This is a genomic window from Castellaniella sp., assembly GCF_049671645.1.
Lineage (GTDB): Bacteria > Pseudomonadota > Gammaproteobacteria > Burkholderiales > Burkholderiaceae_B > Castellaniella.
Genome location: NZ_JBATVG010000019.1, coordinates 87,383 through 103,534, shown reverse-complemented (window position 1 = coordinate 103,534; position 16,152 = coordinate 87,383). Strand labels below are relative to the sequence as shown.

The following is a 16,152-nucleotide window of genomic DNA, read 5'->3' as shown; positions in this document are numbered from 1 at the left end:
CTCTGGGCCCAGAACATGAATACCAGCGGCGATCGCCGAGGCCGGCGCGGCCGGCCCGACTGGACCGATTTCGCCTTTTTCCTGCTGCTGGCCGTGGGCGCCGGCTATGTGCTGACCAGCTATGGCCAGTTCATGGACTACTACGAAAAGCTGATCCTGATCGGCGCGGCGGCGGTGTTCAGCTGGCTGGGCTGGCTGTGGCGTCCGCTGCGCGTGCTGATGATCACGGCGGGCGCCAGCGCCCTGCTGGCCATCTGGCTCTACAGCCCTACGGGCGCTTTGCTGCAGGGCGACCTGTCGCGGGCCGAGTCCAATTTCCTGTTGAAATACCTGTTGTCCTCGCAGTCGGCCATTTTGTGGATGTGCGCCCTGTTCGTGCTGGCCACCGTCTGTTACTGGATCGGTTTCGCCAGCAAGACCGCCGCCTGGCTGGGCACGGTCCTGACCTGGGGCGCGGTCTATGCCGGCTTGACGGGCTTGCTGGTGCGCTGGCGTGAAGGCCACCTGATGGGGCCGGATATCGGCCACATCCCCGTCAGCAACCTGTATGAAGTCTTTGTGCTGATGTCGCTGATCACGGCCCTGTTCTACCTGTACTACGAACGTCGCTACGCTACCCGGGCGCTGGGCGGTTTCGTGCTGCTGGTCATCAGTTCGCTGGTGGTGTTCCTGCTGTGGTATTCGTTCTCGCGCGATGCCTATCAGATCCAGCCGCTGGTGCCGGCCCTGAAAAGCTGGTGGATGAAACTGCACGTGCCGGCGAACTTCATCGGCTACGGCACCTTCAGCCTGGCGGCCATGGTGGGCTTCGCCTATCTGGTCAAATCGCATGGCGAAACCCGTAGATGGAAACCGCTGATCCCCGTCTTCCTGCTGGGCGCCGTGCTGTGCGCCGAACCGCTGGTCTTCGGTTCGCAGGAACTGTCCGCCACGTGGATGCTGTATTTCGGCGTCGGGGCGCTGATCGTCGGGACCATCCTGGCGTTCCGGGCGCCGATCGCCCAGCGCCTGCCGTCGCTGGAACTGCTCGACGACATCATGTATCGGGCGATTGCGGTGGGCTTCGCGTTCTTCACCGTGGCGACCATTCTGGGGGCGCTGTGGGCGGCGGACGCCTGGGGCACGTACTGGCAATGGGACCCGAAGGAAACCTGGGCCCTGATCGTCTGGCTGAATTACGCGGCCTGGCTGCACATGCGCCTGATGAAGGGCTTGCGCGGGTCCATGGCCGCATACTGGGCGCTCAGCGGCCTGCTGGTCACGAGCTTCGCCTTCCTGGGCGTGAACATGTTCCTGTCCGGCCTGCATTCCTACGGCGAGCTGTGATGCCCCGGCCGGGCTGCCGCCCGGCTGCGAACGCATTGGCAGGGTGGGCGGCGCGGACGCCGAATCTGGTACGGGTATTAACCGAACAGGCCACTAGACCCGTCGGCCGCTGATTTCCTCGATGTAGGCCTGGGCGGCCGGATTGCCGATCAGCGGCAGGATGTTGTCGTGGGCCAGGATGTCCGAGGGCGCCCGCGCCGCTGAAATCACGTAGCCCTGCACGTAGTCCACCCCCATCTCGGCCAGGGTGCGCAGTGTGGCCACGTCCTCCACCCATTCGGCGATGCATTCCATGCCCAGGTTATGGGCCAGGTCCACGATGCTGTTGACGATGGCGATGTTGGCCTCGCTGCTCAGCATGTCGCGGATCAGGGTGCCGTCGATCTTGATCGTGTCGGCGGGCAGTTCCTTCAGATAGGAAAACGATGTGTATCCCGCGCCGAAATCGTCCAGCGCCACGCGGGCACCCATGCGCTGCAGGCGGCGCATGAACTGCCGGGTGCGTTCCAGGTCCTGCAGCGCCACGCCTTCGGTGATTTCCACGCACAGGCGGCGCGTGAGCTGCGGCTGCTGGTTCAGGATGCCGAAGAGCGTATCGATGAACCGGTCGTCGTTCAGCGACACGCCGCTGAGATTGATGTTCACCTGCTGGGTCTGGCCCAGTTTCAGGTGATGCTTGGACATCCACTGCAGGGCGGTCGAGAACACCCATTTGTCGATCATGGTGATCATGCCGCTGTCTTCGGCGGCCTGGATGATTTTATGCGTCTGCAGAGGGTGTTCGCCGTCGCTGCGCACCCGCAGCAGCACCTCGAAGTTCAGGGTCTGCAGGGGGTGGCGCAGCGACATGATGGGCTGCATGGCCAGGTAGATATCGTCCGGGGGCGTGCCCTGTTCAAGCTGTTCGAACACCCGCAATTCGTTGATGTGGTCGAACAGCTCGTGGGCGTTTTCCTCGTACAGCACGATGTCCTGGTGTTGCTTGCGGGCATCGCGGCAGGCCCGGGTCGCGGCGGCGATGGCGTCTTTGGGGCGCATGCGGGCATCCAGGTCGATCAGGCCCATCGCGCTCTTGATCTGGAAGGCACGGTCGCCCACGTAGAAGGGCGAACTGTTCAGGCTGTCGATCATGTCCTGGGCGATCCGCCGGGCTTCCCGTGCGCGGATCTGCGGGAACAGGATGATGAATTCGTCGCTGCCGATGCGGCCCAGTTTCTGCTGTTCGGTCAGTGCGTACTTCAGCCGGTCGCAGGCCAGTTGCAGCAGCTGGTCGCCGGCCGAATGCCCGAACAGGTCGTTGACCCGCTTCAGGTGATCCAGGCTCAGGAACGACAGGGCGCAGGGCGTGCCGGATGTCTGCAGATCCTGGATCGCGGCCTGCATGGTGTCTTCGATCCCGCGCCGGTTCAGGGTATTGGTCAGGGCGTCGTGATCCGTCATCAGGCGCAGATTGCGCAGGGTTTCCGTGCGGGCGGTGACGTCCTGCAGGGAACCCTCGATGCGGCTGCCCGCCAGGGTGGCGCGCAGCAGGAAGCTGCGGGTGGGCGCCTTGGGATCGGCGCTATGCTGCTGGATCTCGGTATCCCGCCCTTGTTCAGTGGCCAGCGATACGGCCACCCAGTCGACGTTCGGGAAAAAGGCGCTCCAACTGAGCGCGGGAATTTCGATGTCGGGCTGGACCTGCAGCATGGTGCGGGCGTTGGGGTTCAGGTGCTCGAAGTGGCGGGTGGCCCCCAGCGTGAACAGCCCTAGCGGCGACAGCGAATCATGCGCGATCAGCTCGTTGCGCTGGCGCAGCCGCATCTGCCGGTCTTCGCGGGTGCGGTTGGCAGTGGCCAGCGCCACCAGCAGGTTGCAGGCCAGAAACAGCCCCACGGCCAGCCAGGCGCCGAATACCGCGCTCCGGTCCAGGGCGATCAGGATCAACCCCGTCACCAGGATGCCGGTGGCCAGGCAGACGCCCAGGGTATGCCAGAACAGCGACCGGGTCGTGAAGCGGAACAGGGCGTGAATCAGGATGGTGGCGACCAGCGCCGTGCCCGCCCATGCCCCCAGGAAACTGATCGCCTGGAAGATCTCATAGGACGGGATGAACAGGGGCAGCAGCATCAGGGCGGAAAAGGCCAGGCCGATCAACTGCAGCCGGTGGCGCATGGCGGCCCCCAGGCTTTGCTGGAACAAGCGGGTGAACAGCAGCCAGGTCGCGGTGAAGGACAGGAGCAGTGTCAGCTGGCGGGACCAGATCAGCTCGTGCGGCGACAGCAGGTGGCCCAGCCACAGGTGGTCCCAACCCAGCGCCCAGGCGCCCAGGCGCAGATTGCAGAGGATCCAGCCGGTCAGCAGCACGTACAGGTGATCGCGGGTCGTCAGGGCGATGGCCGCGATGAAGGCCGCCAGCACCAGCAGCCCGCCTTCCAGCAGGCCCAACGCATGGGCGTCATGGGCCGTGACCGTGGCCAGGGCCGGGGACTGCCATTGTTCGATGGCCAGGAGGCCGGGGATCACTTGATCCAGCTGGCACACGACCTGGTCCGCCGTTGAGGCCCCGGGCGGGATCGTGGCGGTGTAGCCCAGGATGCGGGTCTGGAAGCTCAGGGCCGTCAGCGGGCCGGCTTTCCGGCTGTCCAGCAGCCAGCAGCTTGGAGGCGCCACCAGGGTGCTGCGCAAGAGCAGGGCGGACGGGGCCGGGTCGTCGGACCCGGGGACGGAGGTCAGGTCAGCCAGCAACCAGGCGGGGCCGGCCGGCATCTGCTGAGCCAGGCGGGTCGGACTGGTGCGCAGGGCCGTGATGGCGTGGTGCGGACCGCTGAATGAACCGGATAGAAAATGCGTGGCCATGCCCTGGCCGGACTGGCTGGCATAGTGTGCGGGGAACAGCCAGGCGCTGAGCAGCACGCCCAGGCCCAGCAGCATGGGAACCAGGAAGAATCTGAGGAAGACGCGAGGGCTCCCGGGCCGAGGGGCCGGGAGCGGGGAGGGGGCGGCGGCGGAATCCTTCAATGGTGACATGCAGCGGGTCGATGAGGACAGGAAACTGCAATCTTGCCGATCTTCGGATAGGTTACAGCGATATGCGTTTTACGACAAAGCGCATGCGGATTTTAGGCCGCCCCGTCGCCGCGCATTCAGGAGCGCGGCGGGATGCGTTCGTGGGCGTAGAGATCCTGGACCGATTCGCGCGGGCGGATCAGCCAGTGCTGCGATCCGTCGACCAGCACTTCGGCCGCCCGGGGCCGCGTGTTGTATTGGCTGGACATGGAAAAGCCATAGGCGCCGGCCGAGTGGATGGCCAGCAGATCGCCTTGTTCCAGCGGCAAGGAGCGGTCTTTGGCCAGCCAGTCGCCGCTTTCGCAGATCGGCCCGACGATGTCGTAGGTGTCCGTGCGGGTGCCTGTGCGCGGCTGCACCGGGGCCACGTCGTGCCAGGCCTGGTACAGCGCGGGACGCATCAGGTCGTTCATGGCGGCATCCACGATGGCGAAATTGCGGGCCTCGTTGTGCTTCAGGTATTCCACCCGGGTCAGCAGCACGCCGGCGTTGCCCACCAGCGAACGGCCCGGTTCCAGGATCACCTGCAGGTAGTCCAGGCCGCGTGCCTGCAGGGCTGCGAACACGGGATTGAGCAGTTCGGCGGGATGCGGCGGGGTTTCGTCGGTGTAGCGGATGCCCAGGCCGCCGCCCAGGTCCAGGTGGCGCAGCGTGATGCCATCGGCGGCGAGGACATCGATCAGGGCCAGCAGTTTGTCCAGGGCATCCAGGTAGGGGCTGATCTCGGTGATCTGCGATCCGATGTGGCAATCCACGCCGACGATCTTCAGCCCGGGCATCTGCCGTGCCTGGCGGTACAGGGCGGGGGCTTTCCGGATGTCGATGCCGAACTTGTTTTCTTTCAGGCCGGTGGAAATATAGGGGTGGGTCCTGGCGTCCACGTCCGGGTTCACCCGCAGCGATACCGGGGCGCACACGCCCATTTCCTGGGCGATATCGGCCAGGCGTTCGAGCTCGGCGGCCGATTCGACATTGAAGCATTTGATGCCGGCGGCCAATGCCTTGCGGATTTCCCAGCCTTGTTTGCCCACGCCGGAGAACACGATGCGGTCGGGGGCGGCGCCCGCCGCCAGCACGCGGGCCAGCTCGCCGCCCGAGACGATGTCGAATCCAGCCCCCAGTTGCTGGAATTCATGCAGCACGGCCAGGTTGGAATTGGCCTTGACCCCATAGCAGATCAGCGCGTCGCGTCCGGCGATGGCCGTTTCGTAGCGGTGCCAGGCTTCTTGCAGCGCGGCGCGGGAATAGACGTAGAGGGGGCTGCCGTAGCGGTCAGCCAGGTCGGTCAGCGGCAGGTTTTCTGCATGCAGGATACCGTCCCGGATCGGGAAATGAGGGGCAGCGGTCATGGGCGCAATCAGGGCTTGGGTGTGGTGGCGGGAGTGACGGTGGGGGGCGCGACCAGGGTCGCGTCAGCGGGCGGGGGTGGGGTGGCGGGCTTGAGCGGGCCTTTCATGCCGCAGCCGGCCAGCAGCAACGCCACGCAGGCGCCCGCCAGGCCCGCGGAGAAACGGGTATGGGTTCGGATTGTCATCAGAAGGGGACACGGACGGGTTGGGGAACGGCGGCCTCGTTGTCGTTCTGACCGTGCAACTGGTCCAGCAAGGCGCCGATTCCATCCTGGCCGGGCGCCGGAGCGCCCGGGGCAGGGTCGCCCGGGGCGGGCAGGCCGACGCGCGCAATCGCGATGCCGGGCGGGAATTCGGAGAAATAGAAGTCGCCATCGGTGCGGGTCAGGCCGCTGGGCATGGGGCCGGGCGGAATTTCCGGCTGGCCGGCCAGAGCCGTGCGCATGTAGCCTGCCCAGATCGGCAGCGCGGCGCCGCCCCCGGTTTCCCCCTGGCCCATGGATTTGGGCTGATCGAAGCCCATCCAGGCCACGGCCACCAGTTTTGGCGTGAAGCCCGCGAACCAGGCGTCCTGGGAATCGTTGGTGGTGCCTGTCTTGCCGCCGATGTCGTTGCGCTTCAGTTCGCGGTGGGCGCGCGCGCCCGTACCCACGGTCGCCACGCCGCGCAGCATGTCGTCCATGACGTAAGCGGTGCGCGGGTCGATGACCCGGGCCAGCGTGTCGCCGGCAATGGTCGGACGGGCCCGCATGATGACCTTGCCGCTGCTGTCGGTCACATGGTCGATCAGATAGGGCGGCACGCGGTAGCCGCCGTTGGAGAACACGGCGTAGCCGCCGGCCAATTGCAGAGGCGTGACGCTGCCTGCGCCCAGCGCCAGCGGCAGCACGGCCGGCTGGCGGGACCGGTCAAAGCCGAACCGCGTGATGTAGTCCTGCACGTACTGGGGACCGACCGCCTGCATGATGCGGATGGACACCATGTTCTTGGATTTGTACAAACCCTGGCGCATGGTCAGCATCGGTTCGTAGGAACGGCCGTAGTTCTTGGGGTTCCAGGCCTTGGAGCCGGTCTGTTCGGCCGTCAGGGAAAAAGGCTCGTCGGAGATCTGCGTGGCCGGCGTCAGGCCGCGTTCCAGGGCGGAGGCGTAGATGAAGGGCTTGAACGAGGACCCGGGCTGGCGCCAGGCCTGTGTCACCCGGTTGAATTTGCCTTCTTCGAAGTCGAACCCCCCCACCATGGCGACCACGCCGCCGTCCTGGGACCGCAGCGACACCAGGGCGGCCTGGATGCTGGGTTTGTTCAGCAGTTCCCAATAGTCGTCCTGTTTGTGGACGTAGACCACGGATCCGCGCTCGATGCGCACGGCGCCTTTGGCGTTGGCCGTCAGGCCGCGGGCGACGACCCGCAGGGCGCGTTTGTCGGCGATGGTGATGATGTCGGTGGGGCTGCGGGCGACCTTGACCTCGGTCGGGCTGGCCGACAGCACGATGCCGGTCAGCAGGTCGCCGTTGTCCGGGTATTTTTCCTGGACGGTGTCCAGGATGTCGTTGAAGGCCTCGGGCTGGTTTTCGATGCCGGCGGGCAGATCGATGGTTTCCTCGGGGCCGGGGTAGGGCGCCCGGCGGGTGTAATCCAGCACCCCGGCGCGCAGGGATTCGTAGGCGGCTTCCTGGTCCTTGGAATCGATGGTGGTGTAGATGTTGAAGCCGCGCGAATAGATGTCGTCCTGATAGACGCCGTACAGCAGTTGGCGCGCCAGCTCGGCCGGATATTCGCCATGCACCAGATAGCGGCCCGAAGGCGTGCCCGCCGCCGACTTGACGACGATGGGCTGGTCCTTGGCCTGCTGGTATTCGGCGTCGTTCAGATAGCCCAGGCTGCGCATGCGGCCCAGCACGTAGGCCTGGCGGGCCTTGGCGCGTTCGAAGTTCGAGATCGGGTTGAAACGCGACGGGGCCTTGGGGATGCCGGCCAGCATGGCGGCCTCGGCCGGCGTGATGTCGGCCAGCTGCTTGCCGAAATACGTGCGACTGGCGGCGGCGAAGCCGTAGGCCCGGTGTCCCAGGAAGATCTGGTTCATGTACAGATCCAGGATCTGGTCCTTGGTCAGGGTGGCTTCGATCTTGAAGGTCAGCAGCAGTTCGTAGAATTTCCGCGTGTAGGTCTTTTCAGACGACAGGTAGAAATTGCGGGCGACCTGCATGGTGATGGTGCTGGCGCCCTGGGTCTTGGACATGTGCACCATGTTGGCGATGGCGGCGCGCAGCACGCCGGCCCAGTCGATGCCGCCGTGCTGGTAGAAACGGTCGTCTTCGGCCGCCAGGATGGCGGACTTCATGATGTCCGGAATTTCGTCGAAACGCAGTACATTGCGACGTTCTTCGCCGAATTCACCGATCAGCACCTTGTCGGCGGTGTAGATGCGCAGCGGCACGCGGGGCCGGTAATCGGTCATGGCGTGCAGGTCGGGCAGATTGGGCCATGCCAGCGCCAGCGCCAGCGAAAGCAGCAAGGCCGCGCAGACGCCCAGGCCGGCGCAGAGGACAAGCGCCTTCACGACCAGGCGCGTGAGCCAGGAACGGGCAGGCGCCTTGGACTTGGTGGGAGTTTTGGTGGTTCTCATCAGAGGCGATTGTAAGGCCTGGCGGATGCAGACCAGAGATCGGGAGCGGAGTCTATGTAACCGGATGCTGCGAATGCGGATGTGAAACGGCCGCCGGGGCGCCGGATCGGGGGCCTCGGAGCCCGCGAATCAGCCAATGCGATAATACACGCAAACCAACCTCGCACCGCATCCCCATGTCGATGGAATCCGTTCCCACCGCCACCACAATTGCACCAGGCTCCGCCCAGGACGCGGCCGCGCCGATCTTCCTGGTGGGCATGATGGGGGTGGGCAAGACGACCATTGGTCGCCAGCTGGCGGCCGCCCTGGGTCGGGAATTCGTCGATCTGGACCATGCCATCGAGGCTCGCTGCGGGGTGCGTGTGGCGACCATTTTCGACATCGAGGGCGAGGCCGGTTTCCGTCGGCGTGAAACCGCCCTGCTGGATGAATACACCCGGGTGCCGGGGCTGGTGCTGGCCACCGGCGGCGGCGCCGTGCTGGCCGAGGAAAACCGCAGGATGCTGCGCGAACGCGGCTGTGTCGTTTATCTGTGCGCCAGCGTGGACGAGCTGTACCGGCGCGTGGCGCGGGATCGCAACCGGCCGCTGCTGCGCACCGACAATCCCCGCCAGCGCATCGCCGATCTGCTGACCCAGCGCGAGCCCTTGTACGACAGTGTGGCCGACATCCGCCAGGATACGGCGGACCAGCCCGTCTCCCAGGTCGTGCGCAGTCTGCTGCCCCTGTTGCCGGCCCCTCTTCCCCATTAGGACCCCCATGCATACTGTTCAAGTCGAGACCCCAGGCGGGCGCTACCCCATCCATATCGGTCCCGGGCGGCTGGACGCCCTGGCCGCCAGTCTGCCGGCCGACGCCACGGCGCTGGCCGTCGTCACCAACACCACGGTGGCCGGTCTGTACGGCGATCAGGTGCGCGCGGCGCTGGCCGGCATCGATGCGCCGCTCTGCTGGGTCGAATTGCCGGATGGCGAACAGTTCAAGACCTGGGAATCGCTGAATCGTATTTTCGATGCGCTGCTGGGCGCGGGGCTGGATCGCAAGGCTGTGCTGATCGCCCTGGGGGGCGGGGTGGTGGGCGATATGTGCGGCTTTGCCGCCGCCTGCTACATGCGCGGCGTGCGCTTCGTCCAGGTGCCGACCACGCTGCTGGCGCAGGTCGATTCCTCGGTCGGGGGCAAGACCGCCATCAATCACCCGCTGGGCAAGAACATGATCGGCGCCTTCTACCAGCCCCAAACCGTTGAAATCGACACCCGGGTGCTGGCGACGCTGCCTGCCCGGGAAATCTCCGCCGGCCTGGCCGAACTGATCAAATACGGCATGATCGCCGATGCGCCGTTCTTCGCCTGGTGCGAGTCCCATGTGCAGGCCCTGCGGGACCTGGACGACGACGCCATCGAATATGCCGTGCGCCGCGCCTGCGAACTGAAGGCCTGGGTCGTGTCCCAGGACGAGCGCGAATCCGGCCTGCGGGCCATCCTGAATTTCGGCCACACCTTCGGACACGCCATCGAATCCGGGCTGGGCTACGGTCGCTGGCTGCACGGCGAGGCCGTAGGTTGCGGCATGGTGATGGCGGCGGAACTCTCCGCCCGGGTCTGCGGCCTGGATGCTGCCGTGGTCGATCGCATCCGCGCGCTGGTCCAGGCCATCGGCTGCCCCGTGCAGGCGCCCGACCTGGGGCCGGACCGCTGGCTGGACCTGATGCGGGTGGACAAGAAGACCGAGGGACGGCATATCCGCTATGTGCTGCTGCCTGAACTGGGCCGCGCCAGCGTGCAGGCCGTGGACGACGATCGGGTCCGTCCGATGCTGCCCGCCGGGGCGAGGGCCTGATCATGGCGACGCTGGCCCCGTATGCCTGCCATCCGGAAGCCACGCGCGGGCGCCTGCACCCGGAATCGCCCCCCCAGGGCCGCAGCGACTTCCAGCGCGACCGGGACCGCATCGTGCATTGCTCCGCCTTCCGGCGGCTGGAATACAAGACCCAGGTCTTTTTGAATCACGAAGGTGATCTGTTCCGCACCCGCCTGACCCACAGCATCGAAGTCGCCCAGATCGCCCGTACCCTGGCGCGCAACCTGGGCGTGCACGAAGACCTGATCGAGGCCATCGCCCTGGCCCATGACCTGGGACACACGCCGTTCGGCCATGCGGGCCAGGATGAACTGAACGCCTGCCTGCGTGAATTCGCGCCGGCGGCGGGCGGTTTCGAGCACAATCTGCAAAGCCTGCGGGTGGTGGACGAACTGGAGGAACGCTATGCGGCCTTCAACGGCCTGAACCTGTGTTTCGAGACCCGCGAAGGCATCCTGAAGCATTGCTCACGCCGCCACGCCCGCCAGCTGGGGCCCGTGGCCGCCCGCTTTCTGGATGGCACCCAGCCGTCCCTGGAAGCCCAACTGACCAATCTGGCCGACGAGATCGCCTACAACAACCACGACATCGATGACGGCCTGCGCTCGGGCCTGATCACCGTGTCGCAATTGCTGGATCTGGACATCTTCGCGGCGCACCACGAACAGGTGCGGCGCCGCTACCCCGACGTGGAAGGCAAGCGCCTGGTGTCCGAGGTCATCCGCGCCATGATCAACACGCTGGTGCTGGATCTGACCCGGACCACGGCGGCGAACATCGCCCGGCTGCAGCCCGATAGCGTCGATGCCGTGCGGGCGGCGGCGCCGTTGGCGGCGTTCTCCGACGCGCTGCGGGCCCAGGCGGATGCCCTGAAGCAGTTCCTGCTCAACAACCTGTACCGTCACGCTCAGGTCATGCGCATGACCTACAAGGCCCGCCGCGTCGTGCGGGATCTGTTCGGCGCCTTCATGGACGATCCCCGCCTGCTGGCCGATGAATACCGGCGCGATGACCCCGTCGACCAGGCGCGCGCCATCGCCGACTACGTGGCCGGCATGACCGATCGCTACGCCATCCGCGAGCACCACGCGATCTTCCGCATGGATTAATCTGGACACGGCGCAGTCCCTGCGGACTGCGTCGTGCCTGATTAATCCGAGCCGCCTGCAGGCGGCGAGGTGGATGAGAATGGACGCGCTGCAGTCCACTGCGGACTGCAGTGCGCCTGACGAATCCGAACCGCTTGCAAGCGGTGAGGTGGAGGGACCTGGCCACACTGCAGTCCCTGCGGGCAGCAACAGAGGAGGTGCGTCCATGACACCCCACAATGCCGCATCCGACTTTTTCCTGCGCGCTTTCCTGGCCGCGCTGGACGAACCCTGGGCGGACGGCGCCATCCGGATCGAAGGCCAGGGCATGCTGGCGTCGCGTTACCCCGTTACGGACCTGGCCTGCGCCAGCATCGGGGCGGCGTCCATGCTGCTGGCCCGCTGGGTCGATCCCGCCCGTCCTCCGCTCGTGCGGCTGGACCGGCCCCTGGCATCCTGGTGGTTCGGCGCCAGCCTGCAGCCGCTGGGCTGGGACGTTCCCAAGGTGCGTGACGCCGTTACCGGCGACTACGCTGCCCAGGACGGCTGGATCCGCATCCATGCCAATGCCGCCCACCATCGGCAACGGGCCTTGCAGGTGCTGGACCTGCCGCCCGACGCCGCCCGCGCCGCCGTTGAGTCGCGGGTGCGGGCCTGGGCCGCCGAGGCGCTGGAAACGGCGCTGGTGGATCAGGCGGCGTGCGCCGCCGCCCTGCGCGCGCCGGCGCAGTGGCGGCGCCACCCCCAGGGCCTGGCCGTGGCGGCGGAGCCGCTGCTGCATCGACGCGATGGCTTGTCCTGCGCGGGCATGCCATGGGCGGCGGGCCTTGGCGCCGCGGGCGGCGATGCCGGAACATGGGCGTCGTCGGAGAGCGGATTGCCGGGTCTGCTCGAGGATGCTTCGGGCCGTCCCGTCGATCCCGCTCGTCCCTTGGCCGGCTTGCGAGTGCTGGACTTGACCCGGGTGCTGGCCGGGCCGGCGGCCACCCGCTTCCTGGCGGCCTGCGGCGCCCAGGTGCTGCGCCTGGACCCGGCCGACTGGCAAGAGCCCGGCATGGTTCCGGAAGTCACGGTGGGCAAGCGCTGCGCCTGGCTGGACCTGCGCGATCCGGCCGGGCGCGCGCGCTTCGAACGGTTGCTGGCGCGGGCCGACGTGCTGGTGCACGGCTACCGGCCCGATGCCCTTGACCGCCTGGACCTGGGAGCGGATGTCCGTCAGCGGATCCGTCCCGGCCTGGTGGATGTGTGCCTGGATGCCTGGGGCTGGACCGGGCCCTGGCGGATGCGCCGGGGATTCGACAGCCTGGTGCAGATGAGCACGGGCATTGCCTGGTCCGGCGGCCCGGACCGGGCGCCCGACCCGCTGCCGGTGCAGGCGCTGGACCAGGCGACCGGCTACTGGATGGCGGCCTGCGTGTTGAAGGGCCTGATCCAGCGCCGGGAACGGCTGCGCGGCAGCATCTGGCGGGTATCGCTGGCCCGCACGGCCGCCTTGCTGGCGTCCGGCGCCGAGGCGGCCGATGATGCGCAAGCGGCGGCTTCCGATGGCAGCGCCGGGGCTGAGTCTCAAACGCCGGAGCCCGCCGTGGGGCAGGCCCCGCAGGAAGCCTACGAGGCCGCCATCGAGGCCACCGCCTGGGGGCCGGCGCATCGCTTGCGGGCGCCATGCCGGGTGGGGGCGGCGGACTGGTCCTGGGACCGGCCGGCGGGTGACTTGCTCAGCAGTCCGCCCGTCTGGGAATAGGAATGCCGCCCTTGGGGGCGGCATTCAGCGAGTGTTGCGAGGGGCGCTCCGCCCCGGCGCGGGGGCGGTGTCCGGCGGGTTATTCCTCACCCTCCAGGGCGGCGACGGCGGTGGCCGACAGTTTGCCCTTCGAGCGACGGCGCAGGATCGGCGGGATGATCACGATGGCCAGGGAGACGATCCACAGCCCCATGGCGATCGGGCTGCCCCACAGAATGCTCAGGTCGCCATCGGTGATGGATAGCGCCCGACGCAGGTTCTGTTCCATCATGTCGCCCAGCACCACGCCCAGCACCATGGGCGCCATGGGCACGCCTCCCTTGCGCAGCAGGTAGCCGACCAGGCCCAGGAACGCCGCCATCGTCAGGTCGAACGTGCCTGCATTGATGGCGTAGACGCCGATGTAGCTGATGCACAGGATGCCGGGAACCAGCAGCCAGTTCGGCAGCGACAGCACCTTCGAGAACACCCGCACCATGGGGATGTTCATCAGGAACAGCAGCACGTTGGCGATGAGCAGCGACGCGACCAGCCCCCAGACCAGTTCCGGCTTGGTGTCGAACAGCACCGGGCCGGGGGTGATGTTGTACAGGGTCAGCGCGCCCATCATCACCGCCGTGGTGCCCGAACCGGGCACGCCCAGGGTCAGCATGGGGACGAAGGATCCCACTGCGGACGCCGTGGAGGCGGCTTCCGGAGCGGTCACGCCGCGCAGGTCGCCCTGGCCGAAACAGGCGTTGGGATCGCGGCCTTCCTGATAGCGCTTTTCGTTCGAATAGGCCACGGCGGATGCCACGCTGGCGCCCGCGCCCGGCAGCACGCCGATGAAAAAGCCCAGCAGCGAACTGCGCATCACGGTCCACTTGGTGTAGAGCAGTTCCTGCAGGTTGAACAGCTTGCGCTCATTGGGCGGGACTTCGGGGGATTCGCCGCGGATGGCGGATTCCAGCAGTTCCAGCAATTCGGCGATGGCGAACAAGGCGATCACCACGACCACGAAGTCGATGCCGTCGAACATGTGCACGGAGTCGAAGGTGTAGCGGTAGACCCCGGAATTGGCATCCACGCCGACGGTGGCGATGGCCAGGCCCAGCATGGCAGACAGGGTGCCCTTGACGGGCTGGTTGCCCAGCAGGCTGGTCAGGCAGCAGAAGGCGAAGACGATCAGCACGAAATATTCGGCCGGGCCGAAGGCCAGCGCCCAGCGGGCCAGCAAGGGAGCCAGGATGATCACGCCGATGGTGGACACCAGCGCGCCGCAGAAGGCCGACCAGCCCGACAGCGACAGGGCGACATTGGACAGGCCCTTGCGCGCCAGCGGATAACCGTCCAGCGTCGTCATGATGGCGCTGGCTTCGCCCGGCACGTTGATCAGGATGGCGCTGATGCGCCCGCCGTATTCGGCGCCCACATACACGGCGGCCAGCAGGATCAGGGCGGTCTCGGGAGGCAGGTTCAGGGCGTAGGCGATGGGGATGAGCATGGCCACGCCATTGATGGGGCCCAGCCCCGGCAGCACGCCCACCAGCGTGCCCAGGAAGGCGCCCAGGGCCGCGACCAGCAGGTTCATCCAGGAAAAGGCGACATCGAAACCGATGCTCAGGTGGCTAAGGATTTCGCTCATGACAGGAACTCCAGGGGGCCCAGCGGCAACACGACGTCCAGCGTGACGTCAAACAGCAGGAAGAACAGAATGCCCATGACGACCCCGCCGATGATCATCTTGGCCCAACCGCCGCCGAACAGGCGGCCGATCAGCACGGTGACGATGGCGGTGGCGATGATGAAGCCCAGCCATTCGAACAGCAGGGCGTAGCCGAAGATGTAGACCACCATCAGCAGCAGGCGCGGCCAGTCGATGGGCTCGCCCTTGCGGCGATCGTTCCAGTGCTTGGCCATCAGCCAGATACCGCACAGGGCGATGATCAGGGCGATCAGCATGGGGAACGCCCGCGGGCCCACCGGCTCGTAGGAAAAGGGGGCCTGCAGGTCGTGGCCGAACCACGCCATCAGGCCGGCAAAGATCAGGGCGCAGAAGCCCAAAGTGCGATCACTCATGGCGAGGTCCGGTGTGTGCTTATTGACGAATCAGGCCGAATTCATTGGCCAGCTTGGTGTAGTCGGCGACGCGTTCCTTGATGTATGCGTCCAGTTCGGCGCCCGACTTGTTGAAGGGAAACAGGCCCTGCTTGTCGCGGATGGCGGCGAACGACGGATCGGCCAGGGTCTTGTTGAAGGCGTCCACCCACCATTGGTAGTCGGCGTCGGAGACCTTCGGGCCGACGTAGAAGCCGCGGATGATGGGCCACTGGATGTCGAAGCCTTCTTCCTGGGCCGTGGGCACGGAGGCCAGTTTGCCCGGCAGGCGCTGATCGTTGAAGACGGCCAGCACGCGGATCGGGGCGCCGCCTTCCAGCATGGTGAAGGCCTCGGCGGCATCGCCCATATAGGCCTGGATGTGGCCGCCGCGCAGGGCCGTCAGGGCATCGCCGCCGCCTTCGAAGGCCACGAAACGCATCTTGCGGTAGTCCACGCCGGCCGCGCGGGCGGTCAGGGCGGCCTTCATCCAGTCCTGGCTGCCTACGGTGCCGCCGGCGCCCAGCACGATCTTGGCGGGGTCCTGCTTGAAGGCGGCCATCAGTTCCTTCAGGCTTTTGTAGGGCGAATCGTCGCGCACCACGGCCACGCCGTAGTCCGATCCGACGGCGGCCAGCCAGCGCACGTCATTGACGTTGTAGCGGCCGAATTTCTTCTGCGCCAGATTCAGCAGCGAACCGCCGGAAAACGCCACGATGGAATTGGGATCGTCGGGCTTTTGCGCGATCACGTGGTTGTAGGCCACGGCGCCGATGCCGCCGGGCATGTAGACGATGCGCATCGGGTCGCTCAGGGCGCCCGCGGTCTTCAGGCCTTCCTGGGCCAGGCGACAGGTCAGGTCGAAACCGCCGCCGGGGTTGGCCGGGGCGATGCATTCGGGTTTGGTCGGGGCGGCTGAGGCAGCCAGGCCCAGTGATAGCAAGGCGCCGCCCAGCAGCAGCGACAAGGAGCGAGGGGTCATGATCGGAGTCTCCTGATGATGGAAAAACCTGGCTCGGGTGTCAGCGGTGG

General features: G+C 66.7%; 12 protein-coding genes. 5 read left to right on the top strand and 7 right to left on the bottom strand.

Translation table 11 applies throughout. The features are described from left to right. The first annotated feature begins 15 nt into the window (after positions 1-15). On the top strand, positions 16-1,326 hold the full coding sequence (ccsB, locus tag WBG56_RS08990; RefSeq protein ID WP_424267852.1) for a c-type cytochrome biogenesis protein CcsB: 1,311 nt from the start codon (positions 16-18) through the stop codon (positions 1,324-1,326). Positions 1,327-1,419: 93 nt separating this feature from the next. Here ccsB and WBG56_RS08985 read toward each other — a convergent pair whose 3' ends face one another. The 4 genes from WBG56_RS08985 to WBG56_RS08970 form a co-directional block, all read right to left on the bottom strand. Further along, positions 1,420-4,239, bottom strand: a complete 2,820-nt coding sequence (locus WBG56_RS08985; protein WP_424267420.1) for a putative bifunctional diguanylate cyclase/phosphodiesterase — start codon at positions 4,237-4,239, stop codon at positions 1,420-1,422. Positions 4,240-4,451: 212 nt separating this feature from the next. After that, the gene (lysA, locus tag WBG56_RS08980) at positions 4,452-5,723 is read right to left on the bottom strand and encodes a diaminopimelate decarboxylase (protein ID WP_424267418.1); all 1,272 of its coding nucleotides are present in this window, start codon (positions 5,721-5,723) and stop codon (positions 4,452-4,454) included. Between the two features lie 8 nt (positions 5,724-5,731). Further along, on the bottom strand, positions 5,732-5,908 hold the full coding sequence (gene lptM, locus WBG56_RS08975; protein WP_424267416.1) for an LPS translocon maturation chaperone LptM: 177 nt from the start codon (positions 5,906-5,908) through the stop codon (positions 5,732-5,734). Beyond that, entirely contained in the window at positions 5,908-8,349 is a 2,442-nt protein-coding gene (locus WBG56_RS08970) for a penicillin-binding protein 1A (RefSeq protein ID WP_424267413.1), read from the bottom strand. Before WBG56_RS08970 ends, lptM begins: the two co-directional genes overlap by 1 nt. A gap of 182 nt (positions 8,350-8,531) precedes the next feature. On the opposite strand from WBG56_RS08970, the gene WBG56_RS08965 reads away from it, so the two are divergent. From WBG56_RS08965 to WBG56_RS08950, 4 genes are all read left to right on the top strand, one after another. Beyond that, positions 8,532-9,104 carry a shikimate kinase gene (locus tag WBG56_RS08965; protein ID WP_424267850.1) on the top strand — a complete coding sequence of 191 codons (573 nt, stop codon included), beginning with the start codon at positions 8,532-8,534 and terminating at the stop codon, positions 9,102-9,104. Between the two features lie 7 nt (positions 9,105-9,111). Then, positions 9,112-10,191: a 3-dehydroquinate synthase gene (aroB, locus tag WBG56_RS08960; RefSeq protein WP_424267411.1), complete on the top strand. Its 1,080-nt coding sequence runs from the start codon at positions 9,112-9,114 to the stop codon at positions 10,189-10,191. Positions 10,192-10,193: 2 nt separating this feature from the next. Next, positions 10,194-11,321, top strand: coding sequence for a deoxyguanosinetriphosphate triphosphohydrolase (locus WBG56_RS08955; RefSeq protein WP_424267409.1), 1,128 nt, complete (start codon positions 10,194-10,196; stop codon positions 11,319-11,321). 205 nt (positions 11,322-11,526) lie between these two features. After that, a complete protein-coding gene (locus WBG56_RS08950) occupies positions 11,527-13,044 on the top strand; it encodes a CoA transferase (RefSeq protein WP_424267407.1) in 1,518 nt (505 codons plus the stop codon). A gap of 79 nt (positions 13,045-13,123) precedes the next feature. Here WBG56_RS08950 and WBG56_RS08945 read toward each other — a convergent pair whose 3' ends face one another. From WBG56_RS08945 to WBG56_RS08935, 3 genes are read right to left on the bottom strand one after another with little or no spacing between them, the layout of a single operon-like run. Further along, positions 13,124-14,668 (bottom strand): tripartite tricarboxylate transporter permease, encoded by a 1,545-nt coding sequence (locus WBG56_RS08945; protein WP_424267405.1) that lies wholly within the window; start codon positions 14,666-14,668, stop codon positions 13,124-13,126. Continuing rightward, on the bottom strand, positions 14,665-15,102 hold the full coding sequence (locus tag WBG56_RS08940; protein WP_424267403.1) for a tripartite tricarboxylate transporter TctB family protein: 438 nt from the start codon (positions 15,100-15,102) through the stop codon (positions 14,665-14,667). The genes WBG56_RS08945 and WBG56_RS08940 overlap by 4 nt, the downstream gene beginning before the upstream one ends. A gap of 19 nt (positions 15,103-15,121) precedes the next feature. Then, positions 15,122-16,102 (bottom strand): Bug family tripartite tricarboxylate transporter substrate binding protein, encoded by a 981-nt coding sequence (locus tag WBG56_RS08935; RefSeq protein ID WP_424267401.1) that lies wholly within the window; start codon positions 16,100-16,102, stop codon positions 15,122-15,124. Positions 16,103-16,152 lie beyond the last annotated feature (50 nt).

Coding starts and splice junctions, on each gene's coding strand:
- WBG56_RS08940 (WP_424267403.1), bottom strand. CDS start 15,102: ATGAGTGATCGCACTTTGGGCTTCTGCGCCCTGATCTTTGCCGGCCTG.
- aroB (WP_424267411.1), top strand. CDS start 9,112: ATGCATACTGTTCAAGTCGAGACCCCAGGCGGGCGCTACCCCATCCAT.
- lptM (WP_424267416.1), bottom strand. CDS start 5,908: ATGACAATCCGAACCCATACCCGTTTCTCCGCGGGCCTGGCGGGCGCC.
- WBG56_RS08955 (WP_424267409.1), top strand. CDS start 10,194: ATGGCGACGCTGGCCCCGTATGCCTGCCATCCGGAAGCCACGCGCGGG.
- WBG56_RS08965 (WP_424267850.1), top strand. CDS start 8,532: ATGGAATCCGTTCCCACCGCCACCACAATTGCACCAGGCTCCGCCCAG.
- WBG56_RS08950 (WP_424267407.1), top strand. CDS start 11,527: ATGACACCCCACAATGCCGCATCCGACTTTTTCCTGCGCGCTTTCCTG.
- WBG56_RS08970 (WP_424267413.1), bottom strand. CDS start 8,349: ATGAGAACCACCAAAACTCCCACCAAGTCCAAGGCGCCTGCCCGTTCC.
- WBG56_RS08945 (WP_424267405.1), bottom strand. CDS start 14,668: ATGAGCGAAATCCTTAGCCACCTGAGCATCGGTTTCGATGTCGCCTTT.
- WBG56_RS08985 (WP_424267420.1), bottom strand. CDS start 4,239: ATGCTGCTGGGCCTGGGCGTGCTGCTCAGCGCCTGGCTGTTCCCCGCA.
- WBG56_RS08935 (WP_424267401.1), bottom strand. CDS start 16,102: ATGACCCCTCGCTCCTTGTCGCTGCTGCTGGGCGGCGCCTTGCTATCA.
- ccsB (WP_424267852.1), top strand. CDS start 16: ATGAATACCAGCGGCGATCGCCGAGGCCGGCGCGGCCGGCCCGACTGG.
- lysA (WP_424267418.1), bottom strand. CDS start 5,723: ATGACCGCTGCCCCTCATTTCCCGATCCGGGACGGTATCCTGCATGCA.